General features: G+C 61.3%; 17 protein-coding genes. 7 read left to right on the top strand and 10 right to left on the bottom strand.

Features of this window, described 5'->3' with window-relative positions:
* Positions 1-78: 78 nt before the first annotated feature.
* Positions 79-2,616 carry a PAS domain-containing hybrid sensor histidine kinase/response regulator gene (locus AC06G5_RS13390; protein ID WP_413423498.1) on the top strand — a complete coding sequence of 846 codons (2,538 nt, stop codon included), beginning with the start codon at positions 79-81 and terminating at the stop codon, positions 2,614-2,616.
* Between the two features lie 67 nt (positions 2,617-2,683).
* The gene (locus AC06G5_RS13385) at positions 2,684-2,959 is read left to right on the top strand and encodes a peptidylprolyl isomerase (protein WP_007898282.1); all 276 of its coding nucleotides are present in this window, start codon (positions 2,684-2,686) and stop codon (positions 2,957-2,959) included.
* Positions 2,960-3,082: 123 nt separating this feature from the next.
* On the opposite strand, the gene AC06G5_RS13380 is transcribed toward AC06G5_RS13385, so the two are convergent.
* The 8 genes from AC06G5_RS13380 to AC06G5_RS13345 form a co-directional block, all read right to left on the bottom strand.
* On the bottom strand, positions 3,083-4,015 hold the full coding sequence (locus AC06G5_RS13380) for a sugar kinase (RefSeq protein ID WP_413423500.1): 933 nt from the start codon (positions 4,013-4,015) through the stop codon (positions 3,083-3,085).
* A 129-nt stretch (positions 4,016-4,144) separates the two neighbouring features.
* Positions 4,145-5,362: an amino acid deaminase gene (locus tag AC06G5_RS13375; RefSeq protein ID WP_480459658.1), complete on the bottom strand. Its 1,218-nt coding sequence runs from the start codon at positions 5,360-5,362 to the stop codon at positions 4,145-4,147.
* Between the two features lie 39 nt (positions 5,363-5,401).
* Entirely contained in the window at positions 5,402-6,166 is a 765-nt protein-coding gene (locus tag AC06G5_RS13370) for an IclR family transcriptional regulator (protein ID WP_413423504.1), read from the bottom strand.
* 74 nt (positions 6,167-6,240) lie between these two features.
* Positions 6,241-6,630, bottom strand: a complete 390-nt coding sequence (locus AC06G5_RS13365) for a RidA family protein (protein ID WP_480459657.1) — start codon at positions 6,628-6,630, stop codon at positions 6,241-6,243.
* Positions 6,631-6,659: 29 nt separating this feature from the next.
* Positions 6,660-7,454: an amino acid ABC transporter ATP-binding protein gene (locus AC06G5_RS13360; RefSeq protein ID WP_413423508.1), complete on the bottom strand. Its 795-nt coding sequence runs from the start codon at positions 7,452-7,454 to the stop codon at positions 6,660-6,662.
* On the bottom strand, positions 7,451-8,113 hold the full coding sequence (locus AC06G5_RS13355; RefSeq protein WP_413423510.1) for an amino acid ABC transporter permease: 663 nt from the start codon (positions 8,111-8,113) through the stop codon (positions 7,451-7,453). The genes AC06G5_RS13360 and AC06G5_RS13355 overlap by 4 nt, the downstream gene beginning before the upstream one ends.
* A gap of 8 nt (positions 8,114-8,121) precedes the next feature.
* Positions 8,122-8,784 (bottom strand): amino acid ABC transporter permease, encoded by a 663-nt coding sequence (locus AC06G5_RS13350; RefSeq protein WP_008015908.1) that lies wholly within the window; start codon positions 8,782-8,784, stop codon positions 8,122-8,124.
* 51 nt (positions 8,785-8,835) lie between these two features.
* Positions 8,836-9,684: a transporter substrate-binding domain-containing protein gene (locus AC06G5_RS13345; RefSeq protein ID WP_480459654.1), complete on the bottom strand. Its 849-nt coding sequence runs from the start codon at positions 9,682-9,684 to the stop codon at positions 8,836-8,838.
* 390 nt (positions 9,685-10,074) lie between these two features.
* On the opposite strand from AC06G5_RS13345, the gene wecB reads away from it, so the two are divergent.
* The 4 genes from wecB to AC06G5_RS13325 are packed head-to-tail and all read left to right on the top strand — an operon-like array spanning position 10,075 to position 17,469.
* Positions 10,075-11,229, top strand: a complete 1,155-nt coding sequence (wecB, locus tag AC06G5_RS13340; RefSeq protein WP_413705017.1) for a non-hydrolyzing UDP-N-acetylglucosamine 2-epimerase — start codon at positions 10,075-10,077, stop codon at positions 11,227-11,229.
* Complete coding sequence (gene nfrB, locus AC06G5_RS13335) at positions 11,226-13,400, top strand: cyclic di-3',5'-guanylate-activated glycosyltransferase NfrB (protein WP_480459653.1); 2,175 nt, start codon at positions 11,226-11,228, stop codon at positions 13,398-13,400. Before wecB ends, nfrB begins: the two co-directional genes overlap by 4 nt.
* Positions 13,397-16,561, top strand: coding sequence for an NfrA family protein (locus tag AC06G5_RS13330; protein WP_480459650.1), 3,165 nt, complete (start codon positions 13,397-13,399; stop codon positions 16,559-16,561). Before nfrB ends, AC06G5_RS13330 begins: the two co-directional genes overlap by 4 nt.
* Positions 16,561-17,469: a DUF4434 family protein gene (locus tag AC06G5_RS13325; protein ID WP_413423520.1), complete on the top strand. Its 909-nt coding sequence runs from the start codon at positions 16,561-16,563 to the stop codon at positions 17,467-17,469. The genes AC06G5_RS13330 and AC06G5_RS13325 overlap by 1 nt, the downstream gene beginning before the upstream one ends.
* A 137-nt stretch (positions 17,470-17,606) precedes the next feature.
* Here AC06G5_RS13325 and AC06G5_RS13320 read toward each other — a convergent pair whose 3' ends face one another.
* Positions 17,607-18,011, bottom strand: a complete 405-nt coding sequence (locus tag AC06G5_RS13320; RefSeq protein ID WP_413423522.1) for a MerR family transcriptional regulator — start codon at positions 18,009-18,011, stop codon at positions 17,607-17,609.
* A 76-nt stretch (positions 18,012-18,087) separates the two neighbouring features.
* On the opposite strand from AC06G5_RS13320, the gene AC06G5_RS13315 reads away from it, so the two are divergent.
* Entirely contained in the window at positions 18,088-19,311 is a 1,224-nt protein-coding gene (locus AC06G5_RS13315) for an NADH:flavin oxidoreductase/NADH oxidase family protein (protein WP_413423524.1), read from the top strand.
* A 145-nt stretch (positions 19,312-19,456) separates the two neighbouring features.
* Here the strand turns inward: AC06G5_RS13315 and AC06G5_RS13310 are convergent, their stop codons facing one another.
* Positions 19,457-20,002, bottom strand: coding sequence for a vWA domain-containing protein (locus AC06G5_RS13310; protein ID WP_413423526.1), 546 nt, complete (start codon positions 20,000-20,002; stop codon positions 19,457-19,459).
* Positions 20,003-20,010 lie beyond the last annotated feature (8 nt).

The following is a 20,010-nucleotide window of genomic DNA, read 5'->3' as shown; positions in this document are numbered from 1 at the left end:
TCGCGAGCGGGCTCGCTCCTACAACAACCTGTGCAAGAATGGTTGCCAGATAAAGCGACTCAGGCGCAGGACTCCTTGATGAACGCAATACCGACCGGCAGTGATGCCCAGGCCCTGATAGCCCGGCTCGACTGGGCAAACAGTCCGCTGGGCGCTGCCAGCACCTGGCCACAGAGCCTGCGAACCGCCGTGGACATCGTCATTCACTCACCGATGCCGATGCTGCTGCTTTGGGGCCCGCAACTGACGCAGATCTACAACGACGGCTTCGCCCTGCTCGCCGGAAACAAACATCCACATGCTTTCGGACAACCGGCACACCTGATCTGGCCTGAGTTGAAAGACTTTACCGACCCGATTTACCGCGCCGTCCTGCAGGGTCAGGTGCGAACCTACAGCGAACAACGCTTTACCCTGCAACGTGACGGGCGGGAGTCCGACTTCTGGCTCGACCTGACCTACAGCCCGATCCGCGACGAAAGTGCCGAGGTGGCCGGGATTCTGGTCACCGCCATCGAAACCAACGAACGCCGGCGCATCGCCCTCGAGCTCGAACAGCGCTCGGCGGCCAGCCTCAAGGCCCAACGTGAAACCGAGGAGCGCCTGCAACTGGCCCTCGCCGCCACCGATGCGGTCGGTACCTGGGACTGGGACATCAGCGAGGACCGTTTCATCGCCGATGCGCATTTTGCCCAGTTGCACGGCATCGACCCGGCCATGGCCAACCAGTTGCCGATCAGTGAGTACCTGCATGGCGTACATCCGCAAGACCGTGCCCTGATCGCCCGCAGCATCAAGCATTGCATCACCCACGGCAGCGAATACGCCGAGGAATATCGCCTGCTGCAATCCGACGGCCAGATGCGCTGGGTGTTTGCCCGCGGTCGCTGTTACAAGGATCACCACGGCCGGCCGACCCGTTTCCTCGGCGCCGCCCTGGACCTGACCGAACGCAAACATACCGAACAGGCTCTGCGCCAAAGCCAAACTGAGTTGCAACTGATCATCAACGCCATGCCGATCCTGATCAGCTACGTCGACCGCGAAGAACGCTTTCGCCTGAACAATTCGGCGTACCTCGACTGGTACGGGCTGACGCCGCAAGAGCTTTACGGGCGAACCATTCTTGAAGTGCTCGGCGAAGAAGCCTATGCGCTGCGCGCCCCGTACATCACCGAGGCGCTGTCCGGCCGGCCCTGCTGTTTCAGCATCAGCACGCCACACCGCGACGGCAGCATCCGCCAGGCCTTGATGAATTACCTGCCACGCCACGGTGCGGACGGCGCGGTGAACGGCTTCTACATCTTCGTGATCGACGAAACCGAACGCAAAAAGACCGAAGAAGCCTTGCGCAACCTGAACGAAACCCTTGAGGAACGGGTTGCCGCCCGCACCCGGCAACTGGCCGAGGCCAACGAGCGTTTGCAAAACGAGATGTTCGAGCGTGAGCGCGCCGAAGACGCCTTGCGCCACGCCCAGAAAATGGAAGCGGTCGGCCAGCTGACCGGCGGCATCGCCCATGACTTCAACAACATGCTCACCGGTATCATTGGCAGCCTCGACCTGATGCAACGCTACATCGCCGACGGGCGTTTCAGCGAGATCGGCCGATTCACCGAGGCGGCCGTGTCTTCGGCCAACCGTGCCGCCGCGCTCACCCATCGCTTGCTGGCATTCTCTCGGCGTCAATCGCTCAACCGCAAGCCGCTGAATCCCAACGAGCTGATTCATTCGCTCGAAGAGCTGCTCAGTCGCACCAAGGGCGACCACATCGAACTCAAACTGCAATTGGCCGAGAACGTCTGGCGGGTCAACACCGATGTCAGCCAGCTGGAAAACGCCTTGCTCAACCTGGTGATCAACGCCCGGGACGCCATGCACGAGGGCGGTGAGTTGCAGATCGAAACGGCCAACGTGTACCTCGACGGCAGTGACCTCACGACCCTGGAACCGGTCAAGGCCGGTGACTACGTGATGATTGCCGTCAGTGACAACGGCACCGGCATGACGCCCTCGGTGCTGGCCAAGGCATTCGACCCGTTCTTCACCACCAAACCCATCGGCCAGGGCACCGGATTGGGCTTGTCGATGATTTACGGCTTCGCCCAGCAATCGGGGGGCCACGTCAGTCTGTTCAGCCTGCCCGGTCGGGGCACCAGCGTGCGCTTGTACCTGCCGCGCCTGCACTCGATCGAGCCGGAAAAGGTCCTGTCACCCGTCGTCGGCGAGGCACCGGCGGCGATTGCCGGCGAAACCGTGATGCTGGTCGAGGACGATGCGGCGGTACGCATGCTGGTACTGGACCTGCTCAAGGAGCTCGGTTATCGCGCCCATGAAGCCGAAGATGCCAGGGGCGCCCTGCCGGTACTGGAGTCAGACCTGCGGGTGGACCTGCTGGTGACCGACGTGGGATTGCCCGGCATGAACGGCCGACAACTGGCAGAAATCGCCCGCCAGCATCGCCCCGGACTGAAAGTGCTGTTCATGACCGGTTACGCGGAGATCGCCGCCGAGCGCCAGGGTTTCCTCGAAGAAGGCATGGACATGGTGAGCAAACCGTTTTCCATCGACCTGCTGGCCAACAAGATTCGCACGATGATCGGTCAACCGGACTGAGTTGGGGCATAATCGCGCGCCCCCGCTGGCATCCACATAGCCACCACCGTTGCAAGGTAACCGCCACATGAAAGCTCAAGCCCGCCATATTCTGGTGAAAACCTCGGAAGAAGCCGAGCAGCTCAAACAACGCATCGCCAAGGGTGAAGCGTTTGATGTGCTGGCCAAGAAGTATTCGACCTGCCCATCGGGCAAGCGCGGCGGTGACCTCGGCGAAGTGCGGCCGGGGCAGATGGTCGGCGTGATCGACGCGGTGATCTTCAAGAAGCCGCTGCGGGTGGTCCATGGGCCGATCAAGAGCAAGTTCGGGTATCACCTGGTGCAGGTGTTCTACCGGGATTGATGCATTTGGCTTGAGGGCCTCTTCGCGAGCAAGCCCGCTCCCACAGGTCGTGTGAACACTGAGGATCCATGTGGGAGCGGGCTTGCTCGCGAACCGATGGCGCAGCCAGCGGCCATTCAACGCTTACTTCGGAATCAACGCCCCCGGCAGCTGAATCACCCGGCTCGCCAACCGATGTCCCGCTTCAGCCGCCTCCACCGGACTCCCACCCTTCAGCCGCGAGGCCAGATACGCCGCACTGAACGAATCCCCCGCCGCCGTGGTGTCCACCACCCGCTCGACTTTCTGCGCCGGCACCTCGAACGACTCGCCCGTACAACGAATCAGGCACGCTTCAGCACCGCGCTTGAGCACCACCTCCGGCGTACCGATCTGCTCATACGCGGCAAACACCGCGTCACAATCGGCATAACCGAACAACGCCTGTTCGTCATCCACTGTCAGCAACGCCAGGTCGACATACGCCAGCACTCGGCGATACGCCGCCCGGGCGTCCTCGACCGAGGCCCACAGCCGTGGCCGGTAGTTGTTGTCGAACACGATTCGCGCATCACGCTGGCGCGCTTCGATCAGGGTTTCCAGCAGTTTTCCCCGGCCTTGCTCGCCGAGCACCGCCAGGGTGATGCCGCTGAAGTACAGCACGTCATAATCCGGCAGCGCCGCCAGGATCGGCTCGGCGGCCGGCGTAGTGAAGCAATCGCGAACCGCCGCTTCATTGCGCCAGTACAGGAAGCGCCGCTCACCCGCCGCGTCAGTCTGGATGCAATACAAACCCGGCAGACGCCCGGGCAAGCGCTGAACCATGCCGAGCCCGATGTTTTCCGCCGCCCAACTGCGGCACATCGCATCGCTGAAACTGTCATCGCCCAAGGCGGTGACGTAGTCCACGATGCCGTTCGCCCCCAGTTCCCGGGACAGGTACACCGCCGTGTTCAAGGTGTCGCCACCGAAGCTCTGTTGCAGGCTGCCGTCGGCGCGATGCTGCAACTCGATCATGCACTCGCCGATCAGGGCGATGCGTGGGGTGTCGGGGCCGAGGGTGTTGATGGTGTTCATACGCGGATTTCTCTTTTTGTCTGGTAGGGCCTCTTCGCGAGCAAGCCCGCTCCCACATTGGATCTTCGGTGTACACAAAACCCTGTGGGAGCGGGCTTGCTCGCGAACGGAGCGCCTCGTTCTCAAGCCTTAGAAACAGGTTTCCATGGTCTCGATGACGTTCAGTTGCTCATCCACCAGACAGCCGATGCGCCACTTGTCGAACGTCAGGCACGGGTGCGAAGTGCCGAACGAAATGATGTCGCCCACCCGCAGATCAACCCCAGGCGCCACGGTCATGAACGCATGCTGGTCCATCACAGCGGTGACTTTGCAGGCACTCACATCATCGCCAACAGCTGGCACCACGCCAGCCTTGTAACGCAGCAACGGCACCGGCAAACCGGCGTCATAGGCCACGTCGCGTTTACCCAGGGCAATCACCGCAAACCCGGGTTCGGGCAACGACTGCACGTGCGCCCACACTTCCAGCGCCGGACGCAGGCCTTCGTGCAGGTCGCTGCGCCGGTCGAGCACACAGCACTGAGCTTCCTTGTAGATGCCATGATCGTGAGCCACATAACTGCCGGGACGCAACACGCTGAGGAAACGTCCACCAGCGTTCTGCGCTTCGAAGGACTCGGCAATCAGGTCGTACCAGGCCGAGCCCGATGCCGTAATGATCGGCTTGGCAATGGCGAACGCGCCGCTGTCCTGCAACTGCACCGCCAGACGCACCAGTGACGCGGCGAAATCGCGAATACCGGTCACGGCATGATCGCCATGAATCACCCCTTCGTAGCCTTCGATCCCGGTCAGGGCCAGGGCCGGTTGTGCGGCGATGGCCTTGGCCAGATCCAGCACCTCCTGCTCACTGCGACAACCGCATCGACCACCGACCACGCCGTATTCGATCATGACGTTGAGGCGCACGCCCCGGGAGGCGAAATAGGTGCCGAGATCGGCGACGTTGTCCGGATGGTCGACCATGCAATAGAAGTCGAACGTCGGATCGATCAACAGGTCGGCGATCAGCGCCATGTTCGGTGTGCCGACCAACTGGTTGGCCATCAGCACACGACTCACGCCATGGGCGTAGGCCGCACGGGTTTGTGTGGCACTGGCCAGGGTGATGCCCCAGGCACCGGCGTCCAGTTGGCGACGGAACAATGCCGGGGTCATGCTGGTCTTGCCATGGGGCGCCAGCTCTGCACCGCTGTGACTGACGAACGCCTGCATCCAGCGGATGTTGTGCTCCAGCGCCTCGCGGTGCAGTACCAGCGCGGGCAGGCTGACGTCACGCACCAGGCTGGCACCGATCGGGGCTGCGCCTTTATCCACGTTGGCTGTATTGGGGGCAGTAGACATGGTCGAACTCCTCGTTCACGCGGCCGCAGGCAGCCGCTGTTATTCGTTGATGCGACGGGCCAGGCTGTTGGCGCTTTCGATCAGCACCCGGCGATATTCGTTGTAGTTGTTCCTGGCATCGGCCCTGGGGGCGACGATGCACAGGGTCGCGATGGCCACGCCGCCGGGGTCTTTGACCGGCGCGGCGAAGCAATGGGTAAAGGTGTCGGCGACGCTATCGAAAGAAAAGAAACCATCGATACCGGCCTGACGGATTTCCTTGAGGAACTGCTCAAGCGGCAGACGCTCGCCGTCGGGCAGGATGAAGTCGTCGTGGTCGATCAGGTCGACGATTTCCTGGTCGCTCAAGTGCGCCAGCAACAGGCGCCCGGATGCGGTCCAGGGGATGGGCGCGTTTTCGCCGATGTCCGAGGAAATGCGGAAATGCCGTTCCCCCTCCTTCATCAGCGCAACGGTGTATTTGCGCCCGTTGAGCAGGCACATCTGCGCCGTTTCACGGGTCTGGCTGACGATTTCCTGCAAGGCGTGATCGGCCTCGCGGGTGAGGTCGAAATGGCGCAAATGCGCCTGGCCGAGAAAGTACAACTGACGACCGAGGTAGACATGACCGTCCTTGCCCACCGGCTCCAGGATCCGCCGTTCCAGTAGCGAGGCCACCAGTTCGTAGACCGTGGATTTGGGGCTGCCGATGCCGTTGGCGATGTCGTTCGGGCGCAGGGGCTGGCCGATCTCCTTGAGGAAATCGAGGATATCGAACGCCCGGTCCAGACCGCGTGCCCGGCGCTTGATGGTGTCTTCGGTCATTTCAGTGGTTCCCATTCAAAGTGCCGGGAGTTTACCTGTAGGAGCTGGCTTGCCAGCGATGAAGCCACCTCGGTTCAGGCCTTTTTCTTGTACGCAATGCAGTCGATCTCGACCTTGCAGTCGACCATCATGTTCGCCTGCACGCAGGCACGGGCCGGGGCATGTTCGGGCTTGAAGTACTCGGAGAAGACCTTGTTGAAACTGGTGAAATCCCGCGGATCCTCCAGCCACACACCAGCACGCACCACATCTTCCAGGCCGAAACCGGCCTCTTCGAGAATCGCGATCAGGTTCTTCATGGCCTGGTGGGTCTGTTCGACGATGCCGCCAACAATGATCTCGCCATCCACCGCCGGCACCTGGCCGGAGACGTGCAACCAGCCGTCGGCTTCAACGGCGCGGGCGAAAGGACGAGGCGTGTCGCCAGCGGCGGAGCTGCCGGTGCCGTAACGAGTAATGCTCATGGGTGTTTCTCCTGATTGAAATCAAAGGATCAAAAACGTGTGCTTTTGAGGAATTCCGCCAGTCGTGGCGATTGCGGGCGTTCGAACAGGTCCTTGGGTGGCCCCTGCTCTTCGATTCGCCCCTGATTCATGAAAACGATCTTGTCCGACACCTCGAAGGCGAAGCGCATTTCGTGGGTCACCAACAGCATGGTCATGCCATCATCCGCCAGGCCCTTGATCACATTGAGCACTTCGCTGACCAGCTCCGGGTCCAGCGCTGAGGTCACTTCGTCGAACAGCATCAGGCTCGGGTTCATTGCAATCGCCCGGGCTATCGCCACGCGCTGCTGCTGACCGCCAGACAACTGACCAGGAAAGTGATCGCGCCGTTCCAGCAGGCCGACACGCTCCAGCCATTTCTCGGCCAGGGCCACCGCCTCGTCCTTGTGCAGCTTCTTGACCTTGAGCAGTCCCAGGGTGACGTTCTGCAACGCGGTCAGGTGCGGAAACAGGTTGAACTGCTGGAACGCCATGCCGGTCATGGCGCGATGACGGGCAATGACCTTTTCCGGGTGGCGAATGCGTTTGCCGTTGACCTCGTCATAACCGATGGATTCACCGTCAAGCAGGATCTGCCCGCCCTGGAATTCTTCAAGCATGTTCACGCAGCGCAGCAGCGTGGTCTTGCCCGAGCCGCTGGAGCCGATCAGTGTCACCACGTTGCCGCGCTGCATGGTCAGGTCGACGCCCTTGAGCACTTCGAGCTGGTCGTAGCGCTTGTGCAGGCCGCGAATGTCCAGCAGCGGTTGGCCGTTTTGTGCATTGGATTGAGTCTGAGTCATGGCAAAGCCACCCGCTTTTCAATGTGCCGGCCGAGTAACTCGATGCCGTAGTTGATGACGAAGAACAGGAAACCGGCGAACAGGTAAAACTCCAGGGTCATGAAGGTCCGGGCAATGATCTGCTGGGTACTGAGCAGCAATTCCGCCACACCGATCACCGACAACAGGGTCGAGGCCTTGACGATCTCGGTAGACGAATTGACCCAGGTCGGCAGGATCTGCCGCAACGCCTGGGGCAACAGCACGTACCCGAGGGCCTGGAAGAACGTCAGGCCGATGGCCTTGCTCGCCTCCATTTGCCCGCGCGGCAAGGCCTGCAACGCACCGCGCACGATCTCGGCGACGTGGGAGCCGCAGAACAGCGTCAACCCCAGTGCACCAGCCTGGAACGCGCTGATCTGCCAGCCGAGTGCCGGCGCCATGTAGAAGCACGCCAACACCAGCACGAACACTGGCGTGCCGCGAATCACATCGACATAAAAACGAAACGGTGCGCGCATCCAGAATTTGCCGTAGGTCAGTACCAGACCGGCGACGACGCCAACGAGCGTGCCGAGCAAAATCGCCAGCACCGACACCTGGACACTGGTCACAAAGCCTTGCCACAGCACTTCGCGCGCCACCCACAACTCATGCAACCAACTGGGGGATTCGTACATGGAGCCTCCTATCGGCGAATCGCCAGACGCTGCTCGAGGTAACGCAGCATCATGGCAATGAGGTAACAGGCCGCCACATAGAGCGCCGTGGTCACCAGCCAGGTTTCAATCACCCGGTAGCTTTCGACATTGATCTTGCGCGCGTAATAGGTCAGCTCCGGTACGGCGATTGCCGCCGCCAGCGAGGTGTCCTTGAACAGCGAAATGAAGTTGTTCGACAGCGCCGGCAACACATTGCGCAGCATCACCGGCACGGTGACGTAGGCCTTGACCTGCCATTCGCCGAGGCCAATGGCCAGGCCGGCTTCACGCTGGCCCTTGGGAATGCTCAGCAGACCGCCGCGGAACACTTCGGTCAGGTAGGCCCCGGCATACAGCGACAGGGTGATGATGAACGATGGAATCTTGTCCAGACGAATGCCCAGGCTCGGCAACGCAAAGTAGATCAACAGAATCAACACCAGGATCGGCGTATTACGGATCACCGTGACATACACCGACGCCAGCACCCGCAATGCGCGGTGCTTCGACAGCAAAGCAAACGCCATCATCAGGCCAATCACGCAGCCGATGGCGATCGACACCAGGGCCAGTTCGAGGCCCAGACCGAGCCCCGCCAGCAAGGTGTCGAAATCGCGCCAGACGGCGGCAAAATTCAACTGATAGTTCATGGTCAGCAGTACCTTGAGCGGGGCGCTCGGCGGCGCCCCACTCTCACGGAGTCATTTGAATTCGACGGGAAAGCCAATCGCCGGCGAAGGCAGATCGACACCGAACCACTGCTTGAACGATGCCGCGTAAGTCGGGAACTCAACGCCGGTCATGGCCTCATGCAGTGTGGTGTTGACGAAGTTCAGCCAGTCCTGGTCGCCGCGCTTGACCGCGCACGCATAGGTCTGCGGGCTCCAGGCGTAAGCCGGGCTGCGATATCGGCCAGGGTTCTGCACCATCAGGTATTTCACCGAAGACTGGTCGGTGGCCGCCGCGTCGGCGCGGCCGGAGTTCACGGCCTGATACATCAGGTCCACGCTGTCGTACTGATCGACCTTGGCCTTGGGCAGCGCCTGATGCACCAGTTCTTCGGCATAGACGTTTTGCAGCACCGCCACGGTCAGGCCACTGCCAGCGGCCTGCATGTCGTCGATTTCCTTGTACTTGCTGTTGGCCGGCAGCAGCAGGCCGACGCCTTCGCGGTAGTACGGCAGGGTGAACGCCACTTGCTGGGCACGGCTGGCCGTCACAGTGATGAACTGGCAGCTCATGTCGACTTTGTCAGTCAGCAGGTTGGGGATACGCGCGTCGGACGACTGCACCACGAACTCGACTTTGTCCGGATCGTTGAACAACCCCTTGGCCACCATGCGCCCGATATCAATATCAAAGCCTTGCAACTTGCCATCCGCGCCCTGGAAGTGCCAAGGCGCATTGGTACTGCCGGTGCCTACAATCAGTTTGCCGCGGGCCAGAACACTGTCGAGCTTACTGTCCGCCGCCTGAGCCACGCCCATGGCAGCGGCGGATGCCGCGAAAAGAAAAACACACGCTTTGAATAACGAAGGTCGGCGATGCATGGCAAGCACTCCAGGGTGATGTTTATTCCGCTATACCGGAACTTGGTATGTAACAACGGAATAGACAGCAGAAAGTGTGCCACAGGATGTGGAGGGAATGTGAGGGGGATTGAAATTTGTTTTGAATCAGGGGGATGCGTACAATCAGGAAAAAACGCTACCAAATGCACAGAACCCCGACCGCTACCGTTGGCTACAAAGGGCGGGTATCTGGTTCACAACCTGGCGCGCCATGAGCCAACTCAGGGCAGTCCCTGCAAACGGCAGGACATTTGCCAGTCGCTGCCGCTCATTGGACAACCCCCCGTCCGGCTGCTTTATTCAATGCTCCAGTGATAATCGGTCTCAACAGCCGCGTCGCTTCGGCGTGTGCAGTCCCAGGAGAGGTTCATGTCCTTCAAAGTCATGATGGTTTTCGGCACGCGTCCGGAGGCTATCAAGATGGCACCGCTGGCGCGGGTCTTGCGTAACTGGCCCGGAATCGACCTGAACATCTGCTCCACCGGCCAGCACCGGGAAATGCTCAAGCAGGTCCTCGACTCGTTTGAACTGACGGTCGATGAAGACTTGCAGGTGATGACCCAGGGCCAGACCCTCAACGGCCTCTCCGAACAGCTGCTGGGGCAGCTCGACAAAGCCTACGAGCGGGTGCAACCGGATATCGTGCTGGTACACGGCGACACCACCACCAGCTTCATTGCCGCCCTCGCCGCCTTCAATCGCCAGTTGCCCATCGGCCATGTCGAGGCCGGGTTGCGTACCGGCAACTTGCGCGCACCCTGGCCGGAGGAAGCGAACCGGCGCCTGACCGGTGTCATCGCCGACCTGCATTTCGTGCCGACCCTCAATAACGAAGACAATTTGCTGCGCGAAGGTGTGTCCAAGGCCAACATTGAGGTCACCGGTAACACGGTGATTGATGCGCTGGTATGGATGCGCAATCACCAACAGGAAATCCACTGGCACCCGGCCGCCGACTCGCCGCTGGCCGTGCTCGACGACAACAGGCGCATGGTGCTGATCACCGGGCATCGCCGGGAGAACTTCGGCGGCGGTTTTCGCAACATCTGCCTGGCCCTGGCCACCCTCGCCGAACGATATCCCGATGTGCAATTCGTTTACCCGGTGCACCTCAATCCACAGGTGCAAAGCGCGGTGTACAGCGTGCTATCGGACAAACCCAATATCTATCTGGTGGCGCCGCAGGATTACCAGCATTTCGTCTGGCTGATGGACCGCGCGTATTTCATTCTTACCGATTCCGGTGGCATCCAGGAGGAAGCCCCCGCCATTGGCAAACCGCTGTTGGTGCTGCGCGATGTCACGGAGCGGCCATTGGCGCTTGAAGGCGGAACGGTGGTGCTGGTGGGCACCGACACCGATCGTATCGTCAAGGAATCGAGCCTGTTGTTCGATGATCACGCGACCTTCCAGCGCATGAGCCGAGTCCATAGTCCTTATGGCGACGGACACGCCAGCGAGCGCATTGCCAATCGCCTCGGCATCTGGCTGAAACACCGTGCGGCGGTGGGTAAAGCCATATGAGCCTGGCTTTTGTCGACTTCTTTGCCTATGCGTTGTTCGGACTCAAATACCTCGCGATTATCCTGGCCCTGCTGATGTTCATACTTGGGCTCGATGATCTGTTCATCGACCTGGTGTACTGGACCCGCAAACTGATCCGGCGCTGGCGGATCTATGAAAAATTCGAACGCGCCGATGAGCAACGGCTGTATTCCATCGGCGAAAAACCCCTGGCGATCATGGTGCCGGCGTGGAACGAAGTCGGCGTGGTCGGCGAAATGGCGCGCCTGGCCGCCTCGACCATCGACTACGAGAACTATCAGATTTTCGTCGGCACCTACCCCAACGACGCCGAGACCCAGGCCGACGTCGATGCGGTGTGCCTGCACTACCCCAACGTGCACAAAGTGGTGTGCGCGCGCCCCGGCCCGACCAGCAAGGCTGACTGCCTGAACAACGTGATCGACGCGATCCTGCGCTTTGAAAACGCTGCGAAAATCCAGTTCGCCGGCTTCATCCTGCATGATGCCGAGGACGTGATTTCGCCCATGGAATTGCGTCTGTTCAACTACCTGCTGCCGGCCAAGGATCTGATCCAGATTCCGGTCTACCCCTACGCCCCGGAATGGAAAGGCTTCACCGCCGGGCACTACGTCGACGAGTTCGCCGAGAACCACGGCAAGGACGTCATCGTGCGCGAGGCATTGACCGGGCAAGTGCCCAGCGCCGGGGTCGGCACCTGTTTCAGCCGCAAGGCCATCATTGCCCTGCTCGAGGACGGTGACGGTATTGCCTTCGACGTGCAGAGTCTTACCGAAGACTACGACATCGGCTTTCGCCTCAAGCAAAAAGGCATGAAGTGCATCTTCGCCCGTTACTCAGTGACCGACCCGAAACTGGCGCTGGAACAGCCATGGGTATTCGGGATGGACCGTGCGTTTTCCCAGGTGATCTGCGTGCGCGAGCATTTCCCCCGGGATTTGCGGCACGCGATCCGCCAGAAGTCACGATGGATCGTTGGCATCGTGTTCCAGGGCACCAAGAACCTCGGTTGGAGCCCCAAGGGCCTGCTCAATTATTTTCTGTGGCGTGACCGCCGTGGCCTGATTGCGTACCTGTTGAGTTTCCTGGTGAACATCCTGCTAGTGGTATTGCTGGCGATGTGGCTGGTCACCGTGATCACGCCGAATGCCTGGCGGTTCCCGTCGATCCTCTCAGACTCCACGTTGTTGGTGACCCTGCTGTGGCTCAACGGCTTCATGCTGCTCAATCGGCTGTTTCAGCGCGGATGGTTTGTCACCCGTTATTACGGTCTGGGCGAAGGACTGCTGTCGGCCCCCCGGATGATGTGGAGCAATTTCGTCAACTTCTTCGCCAACCTCCGGGCGCTGCGCCAGGTGATGCAAATGGGCGATTCACGTCGCGTCGCCTGGGACAAGACCACTCATGAGTTTCCGGCCCTGGCCGAGGCCCAACGCACCCCGCTGGGCCATCGACTAGTGGAAAAAGGCCTGCTCTCTGAAGATCAGCTCGAAGCCGCAATCACCAACCCGGTACGCCGGCGCCTGGGTCAGGAACTGCTGCTGCGCGGACACATCGACACCACGCAACTGGTGCAAACCCTGGCCGAACAACTGGACCTTGAGTGGGCCCCACTCAATCCGTTCAAGCTCGACAAACGCCTGATCGACGCCGTGACACGCAAAATCGCCACGCACTACGGCGTGCTGCCGGTCGCCGAGGACAACGAAACCCTGGTGTTGGCGTCCGAAGGTCCCGTGAGCCAAGTGTCTCTGGGGGCCATCAGCCGTCAACTGAAACGCCCGGTGCGGTGCCGCCTCGCACCACAAGGCCGGGTTACGCTGGGGATCCGCTACTGGTACGCCAGCCCTCGTCAAAGCGAGGAAGTACATCAGATGCTTGAGGTGCTCGAGCAACATCAGGACGACGAAGACCTGATCGAGCGCGTCAGCCATCACCAAGTGTTGCTGGGCAATCTGTTGCAAGTACGTGGCATGGTGCCGCCAACCCTGTTCAATCAGGCGCTGATCGATTTCGATGCGGAAAAAATGTCTCTGGGTGAACACTTGATTGAACGCGGCATGATCACACAGGAAATCCTCGAACAGGCCCTGGCCGATCAGACGAGCGAGCAGCACGCTGCCTACTGCATTGCCCGGGAGGCTGCATGAAGCCTGTCCATCGTCAGACCCTGATGGCCGGTAGCCTGTTGCTCTGCCTGAACACGACGGCATGGGTGCAAGCCGAACCCTTGACCGATTTCGATCGCTTCCGCAGTTACCCCTATATGGACCGCAGTTACCGCGAAGCGAAAAACGGCAACTGGAAGGAAGTCGAACGGCTGATGCGCCACCTGCTGAGCAACGTGCCGGAAAACGATGAAGCGCGGGCCCTGCTCGTGCAATCGCTGGTCAAACAGCGACGCTACAACGACGCCGTGCAGGCACTGCCCGACAATCCGGCCAACAGCGACGCCCTGCTCAACCTGCGCCTGACTTGGATAGAACAGGATCCGCCGGATAGCGAACAGGTGGAACAGTGGATCGCCAGCAGCGACATCACTCAGCGCATCCGTTTGTGGCAGGCCTACAGCCTGAGCCTGGCCAGGTACGGCGGCGCGGCCAAAGCCCATGACTGGCTGGCGCAACTGCCGCCCAAAGGTGACGCGCGCCTTCTGCATCTGGCGCGTGCCAATTGGTCCGAACAGTTGCACGACTGGGACGGCACCATCAAAGAGCTGGCGCCCCTGGCCGCGAATCAACAACTCGATGATCAAGGCTGGCAACGCCTGGCCAATGCCTACGTGCAACGCCTCGACGAGCAACCCCTGCAGCAATTGCTGCAGACAGCGCCTGGCCCGGAAGCGGCGCGCAAGGTTCGACTGGCCATGGTCGACCGGGCGATTGCCACGGGCCACGTCCAGCAGGCGCAGCGCTGGATGCAGTCGCTGTCACCTGCCGACCTTGCCGATCCGGCGCAACGCCAGCGCCTGTGGGAACTGGCGCGACAGACCGGCGACAGCGCCACGGTGCAACGCTTGAGTGGCGAGTTGCAGCGTCCGTGCCTTGAGACGGCCGAGTGGTTGTCCCGCCACGACCCACAAGCTGCGCTCGTCCAACTGAACAGTTGCCAACCCGAAGAAAACCCGCAGACCTGGCTGATCCTTGCCCAGCGCCTGCAAGCCACCGAACTGTTGCAAGCGACACGCCTGCCGGAACCCTGGGACTCGCGCCGCCGCGAACGCCTGCTCGACGTCTGGCACAATGAGGGCCGCAGCGACAAAATCATGGCCTACCTCGCCGGCCAGCCGCAGACCGCCGACGTGGTGAAACGTCGTGCCGAACTGCTCCAGGCCTCGGGTCGAAACCGCGAAGCGGCGACTTTCTGGGAGCGGCATTATCAGCAGACCGGCAACCTCGATTCGCTCGGTCAGGCGACCTATCTGGCGCTGAATGCCGGCCAACGGGAACAGGCGCAACAGTTACTCGAAACGGCCTACGACCATCACGGCGGCAAGCTGCCAACAGCCCTGCTACAACGGTTGGCGGGGTTATATGCCGCGTCGACGCCGACCGCGGCACAACAGCAACGCATCGTTTCGTTGCTCAACCGCGTCGACCCCGTCACTCGCGGGCAACTGCTCGCGCAACTGGCGGAAAACGGCCAGTGCGACGCTGTTCAACAGGCGATTGGCGATCTCCCGCAAGCCGCGGGCGACTACCGCGCCCTCGGCCGTTGTGCAATGCCCGAGCGCCCCGGTGAAGCGGTGGTGTATTACCAGACCGCCGAAAAAATGGGCGACCAAAACAGTCGCTTGCCACTGGCTTACGCCCTGGAAGCTGGCGGAGACTCGGCGGGTGCCCTGGCCATCTGGCGCAGTTTTCCGGACGCCGAACTCAGCGACAATGCCCGCCTAACTGCCAGCCGCGGTGCCCTCAGCATCGGCGACACGCAAACGGCCGAACACTACTGGCAACAAAGCCTCACCCGCAGCGCCAATGAGTGGGCGTTGGGCGCGGCGATCGCCGATGCCCGGGGCGATCACACTCTCGCGCTACAGCGTCAGCGTTCCGCCCTGCAGCTGGTACCGGATGCCGAGCATTTCTATGCGGCCTCGGTCACGGCGCAAAAGGCCGGCGACCTGCAACAAAGTACCGAATGGCTGGCCGAGGCCGTGCGCCGCGCCCCGGACAACCCCCGTTATCGCGCCGACTACGGCGTGCGCCTGGCCGGTGCCGGGACCCAGGCAGAACGCGCCCGAGCCATCCCGTACCTGCAACGCGCCACCCGGGACTTCCCGGAGGACTATCACCTTGGCGAAACCCTGGCCTGGCGTTATGACGAGGTCGAAGACAGCGCCTCGGCGCGCAAGGAACTGCGTCGGGTGATCGACCTGGAACAGAACCCGGTAGCCACCGATGACGAGGATGGCAGCATGCAAGCGCGTCGCTATCGCCAGCGCCGCGCCCACGAAAGCCTGTCCCGTCGCGACTCCGTCACCATCGCCAGCACCTGGTCACCGGCCGGGGTATCGACCAACGACATCCTGCGCCCCGACGACAGCACCGGCACGCAACGCCGCTCCAGCTCGCAGAACGTGCAACTGGCCATGTGGGACCACGCGCTGGGCGAGGAACCCAGCCGCGCCGGCAGCACGTTGTCGGTCTACGGCCGTGTATTGCTCGGTGGTGTGGGCCGGTCAAGCTATGCCGAATCCCTCGGCACCGGCGTCGGTCTGCGCTACAAGCCCTGGGGCACCGCCAACATCAACTTCTACGGCGAGATCTACAAACAAAGCCAGTTCGATGCTGAAGACAACCACGGCCTGAGCCTTGGGCAAATGCTGGTTCCGGAAAAACTCTCCGATCAGGTCAGCGATCATCGTCAGGACGGCCACACCACCACCGATTATCTGCTGCGTACAACAGCGTCGTTCCTTGATCAGGGGCGATTGCGCAACGATTGGCGGGTCGATGAAAGCGATTGGGAAGAGCGCTTCCTCTACCTTGACGCGGCATGGTGGACCAAGGCCGGCGAGCATCAATGGCTGTCACGCTTCCAGCAGGGACACACCTGGAAGCTGCCGTTCAACGGCGCGCAAACCCTCATGCCGTACGGTTTTCTCGAGTTCGCCACCCAGGACCCGAGCAACGAATGGCGCCAGGACTTGCGCACAGGGTTGGGCTTGCGTTGGCAATGGTGGTTCAACGATGACCACTACAACGCCTATCGCGCACACCTGTCGGTGCGCACCGAATATCAGCAATGGCTGGGCGGCAATCTGTATGAAGGCGGTAACGGTGTGCTGGTGGGCGTGGAGTTGAATTTCTGATGAGGCGATTTCTTTTGGTTTTTTGCCTGTTACTGGGGGGTGTGGCGAGCCATGCTGACGAGCGGATTTTCTATCAGCCACTCAATGTCGATGCCAACCTGAGCCAGGCGCAATGGCAGCAAATCTGGCAAGACACCGCCCGCCAAGGTGCGCACACGGTGATCGTGCAGTGGACGGCCTACGGTGATTCGGACTTCGGCGGTGCCAACGGCTGGCTCGCCGACAGCCTGAAACTGGCCCAGGCCCAAGGCCTGAAACTGGTGCTGGGACTGCGCATGGACCCGGCCTACTACCAGCGCATCGATGAATTGGACAGCGCCGGGTTGGCAATGTACTGGCAGACGCAGCTGGGGCAGTCCCTGACCCAACAGCAGAAATTGCGCAAAGACTGGAAACTCCCGGTCAGCGGCTGGTATTTGCCCATGGAACTGGATGACCTGCACTTTCTGCCGCTGGATCGCCGGCAAACGCTGCAACGCCAGCTCAAGGACTTTTCCGGCAAACTCGACGCGCCGCTGCACATCAGCGTATTCAACGTCGGCAAACTCGCGCCGCCAGTCAATGGTCAGTGGCTGGGCGAAATGGCGAACGCCGGAATTCAGGTGTGGTGGCAGGACGGCGCCGGCACCGGACGTTTGCCACTCTTGATTCGCAACGGCTACGCCAATGCTCTGCCCTGCTCCATTGGCATCGTCAGGGAAGCCTTCCGGCAAGTCAGCACTGCCGGGCAACCGTTCCGCGCCGAACCGATGCCCCCCCAATCGACATCGCCGGGTTGCCACCTGACATCGGTTTTCTCCCTGCGCTACCGTCCGTGGGGCAAGGTGATCCTCGATAACCAGCACAACAGCAAGGTCGGCGATGTACAAAACCATCAGCATCGGCCTGGCCCGGGTACTCGATGGTGACACCCTGAACCAGGCGCTGGTCAAGGCCGATGAAGCCCTGTAAGCGTCAAAACATACGGGCAAGGGTCGGTATTCGTTTCATCAATGAACTGATCCACCCAATCGCGAGCAGGCTCGCTCCCGTATCCCGACCCGACCTAGTGCTTGAATGACGTCATCACCCGTTCCGCATTTTCATCGCAACTCATGCCTTCGGGCCGGGCCTGGATGGTGTCGATCCAGCCCAGCAACTGTGCCTTGCTATGGGCCAGGTGCCGTTGCATCTCTTCGATCTGCTCGATCTTGCGATGCAGGCCGGCCATCAACTCATCGTGCTTGAACGCGCCCGTCAGATTATCCGGCAGTAACTGCTTGAGTTCCTCCAGGCTGAAACCGGCTTGTTGCGCACACTGGATGATTTGCAGGGTTTGCAACGCCTGTTGCGAGTAACGCCGATAACCGTTGGCAGAACGCTCGACCTGCCGGATCAATCCCTGAGACTCGTAAAAACGGATGCGCGAGGCGGTCAGCCCGCTCAACTGTGCCAATTCACCAATCTTCATACGGATCTCATTTACCTGCTTGACATTAAAGTTAACTTTAAGCTTAGCCTCTGCTCATCACTACGAGGAGTCAAGCATGTCGCCCTTCCAAACCTTGAATTTGCCCAACGGCCAGACCATCGGTAATCGCATTGCCAAAGCCGCGATGGAAGAGAACCTCGCCAACACCGATCAGGTGCCCGACCAGGCGCTGTTTCGCCTGTACCAGGCCTGGGCCGAGGGCGAGGCCGGCTTGCTGCTGACCGGCAATGTAATGATCGACCGCCGTGCAATGACCGGACCCGGTGGTGTAGCGCTGGAGGACGAGCGTCATCTGGAACGTTTTCGCCAGTGGGCCACTGTCGGCCGGGCTGGCGGTGCGCACTTCTGGATGCAGCTCAACCATCCTGGCCGCCAGACCATGGCCAATCTTGGCCAGCAAGCTCTGGCGCCGTCGGCGGTTGCACTGGATCTCGGCCAGTTCTCGAAGATGTTCGCCGAACCCAAGCCCATGAGCGAGGACGACATCCAGGAGGTGATCCGGCGCTTCGCCACCAGCGCCGCACTGGCGGAGAAAGCCGGCTTTACCGGTGTGCAGATCCACGCCGCCCATGGCTACCTGATCAGCCAGTTCCTTTCGCCGATCACCAATCGGCGCACCGATCATTGGGGCGGTTCGCTGGAAAATCGTGCGCGCCTGCTGTTGTCCGTTGTCGAGGCGGTTCGCCAGGCGGTGTCGCCGCAATTCTGTGTATCGGTAAAACTCAACTCAGCGGATTTCCAGCGCGGTGGTTTCGATGCCGATGATGCACGGCAAGTGATCCAGTGGCTTAACGAACAACCGATCGACCTGCTGGAACTCTCCGGTGGCAGTTACGAAGCACCGGCCATGCAGGGCGAAGCGCGCGACGGCCGGACCCTGGCACGGGAGGCGTACTTTCTGGAAATGGCCGGTGAACTGGCCAGCGTGGCGCGGATGCCGGTGATGGTGACCGGCGGAATCCGGCGTCTGGCAATCGTCGAACAGGTCCTCGACAGCGGCCTCGCCATGGCCGGCATCGGCACCGCCCTGGCCGTGGAACCGCAATTGGTCAAACACTGGCGCGAAGGCCAGAACAGCCATCCGCAACTGCCGCCGATCCGCTGGAAGCGTAAACCCCTGGCAGCGCTGGCGAGCATGGCAGTGGTCAAGTTCCAGCTGCATCGCTTGAGCCGTGGGCGCAAAACCCGGCCTGAAGTCTCGGCGCTATGGGCGTTGATTCTCGACCAGCTGTACATTGGCAAGCGTACCCGGCAGTACAGGCAGGCGATGGGCAAGTAATCCGAAATGGATGGTGACTGACCCACCGCTTTCGCGGGCAAGCCCGCTCCCACAAGGTTTGGCATCTACCGAATGTTTCAGGCAAGGCAAATAACCTGTGGGAGCGGGCTTGCCCGCGATGAGGCCAGTACAGGCGAAACAGATCTCAGCCAGGAATCAGCTCGTCAATGTGCCGATACTCAGCCTGCAACTGCGCAGCCAGCAACTTGCTGCGCCCAAGCCGGATCGGCCCGCGCTCGATGTCGATCAACAGCCCCGGACATTCCAGCGTCGGCAGCAGCGGCCAGTCCTTCAGCCGGCCATCGGTCACCAACAACAACCGCTGCTGCTCTGCCGGAAAGCGCTTTTGCCGTGCGCCAAGCCATCGCCCTGCTTCGCTCAATGCCGCCAGCAACGGCGTGCCGCCACCCGCGCCAAGGCCATCGAGCCAATGGCGCAGCCCCGTGAAAGCCTTGAAGCCCTGCACCTGCCACTTGGGCGCAGAACCGCTGGCCGTGAGCAGGGCCAGGCGTGCACGCTGGCGATAGGCATCGTCGAACAGTTGCGCCAGCAAGCCCTTGGCATCGCTCAATGCCTGATGACGGCGGGTCGATGCGGAGGCATCAACGATCACCAGCCACAGTTCATGGGGCGAGCGAGTACGCAGGTGAAACAACAGATCGTCGCGCTGACGCGGCCGGCCATTGAGCAATGTGCCGG

The organism is Pseudomonas sp. WT-JTC (genome assembly GCF_056711565.1).
Note: the sequence above shows the minus strand (reverse complement) of the source record. Positions and strands in the feature narration are given on the sequence as shown.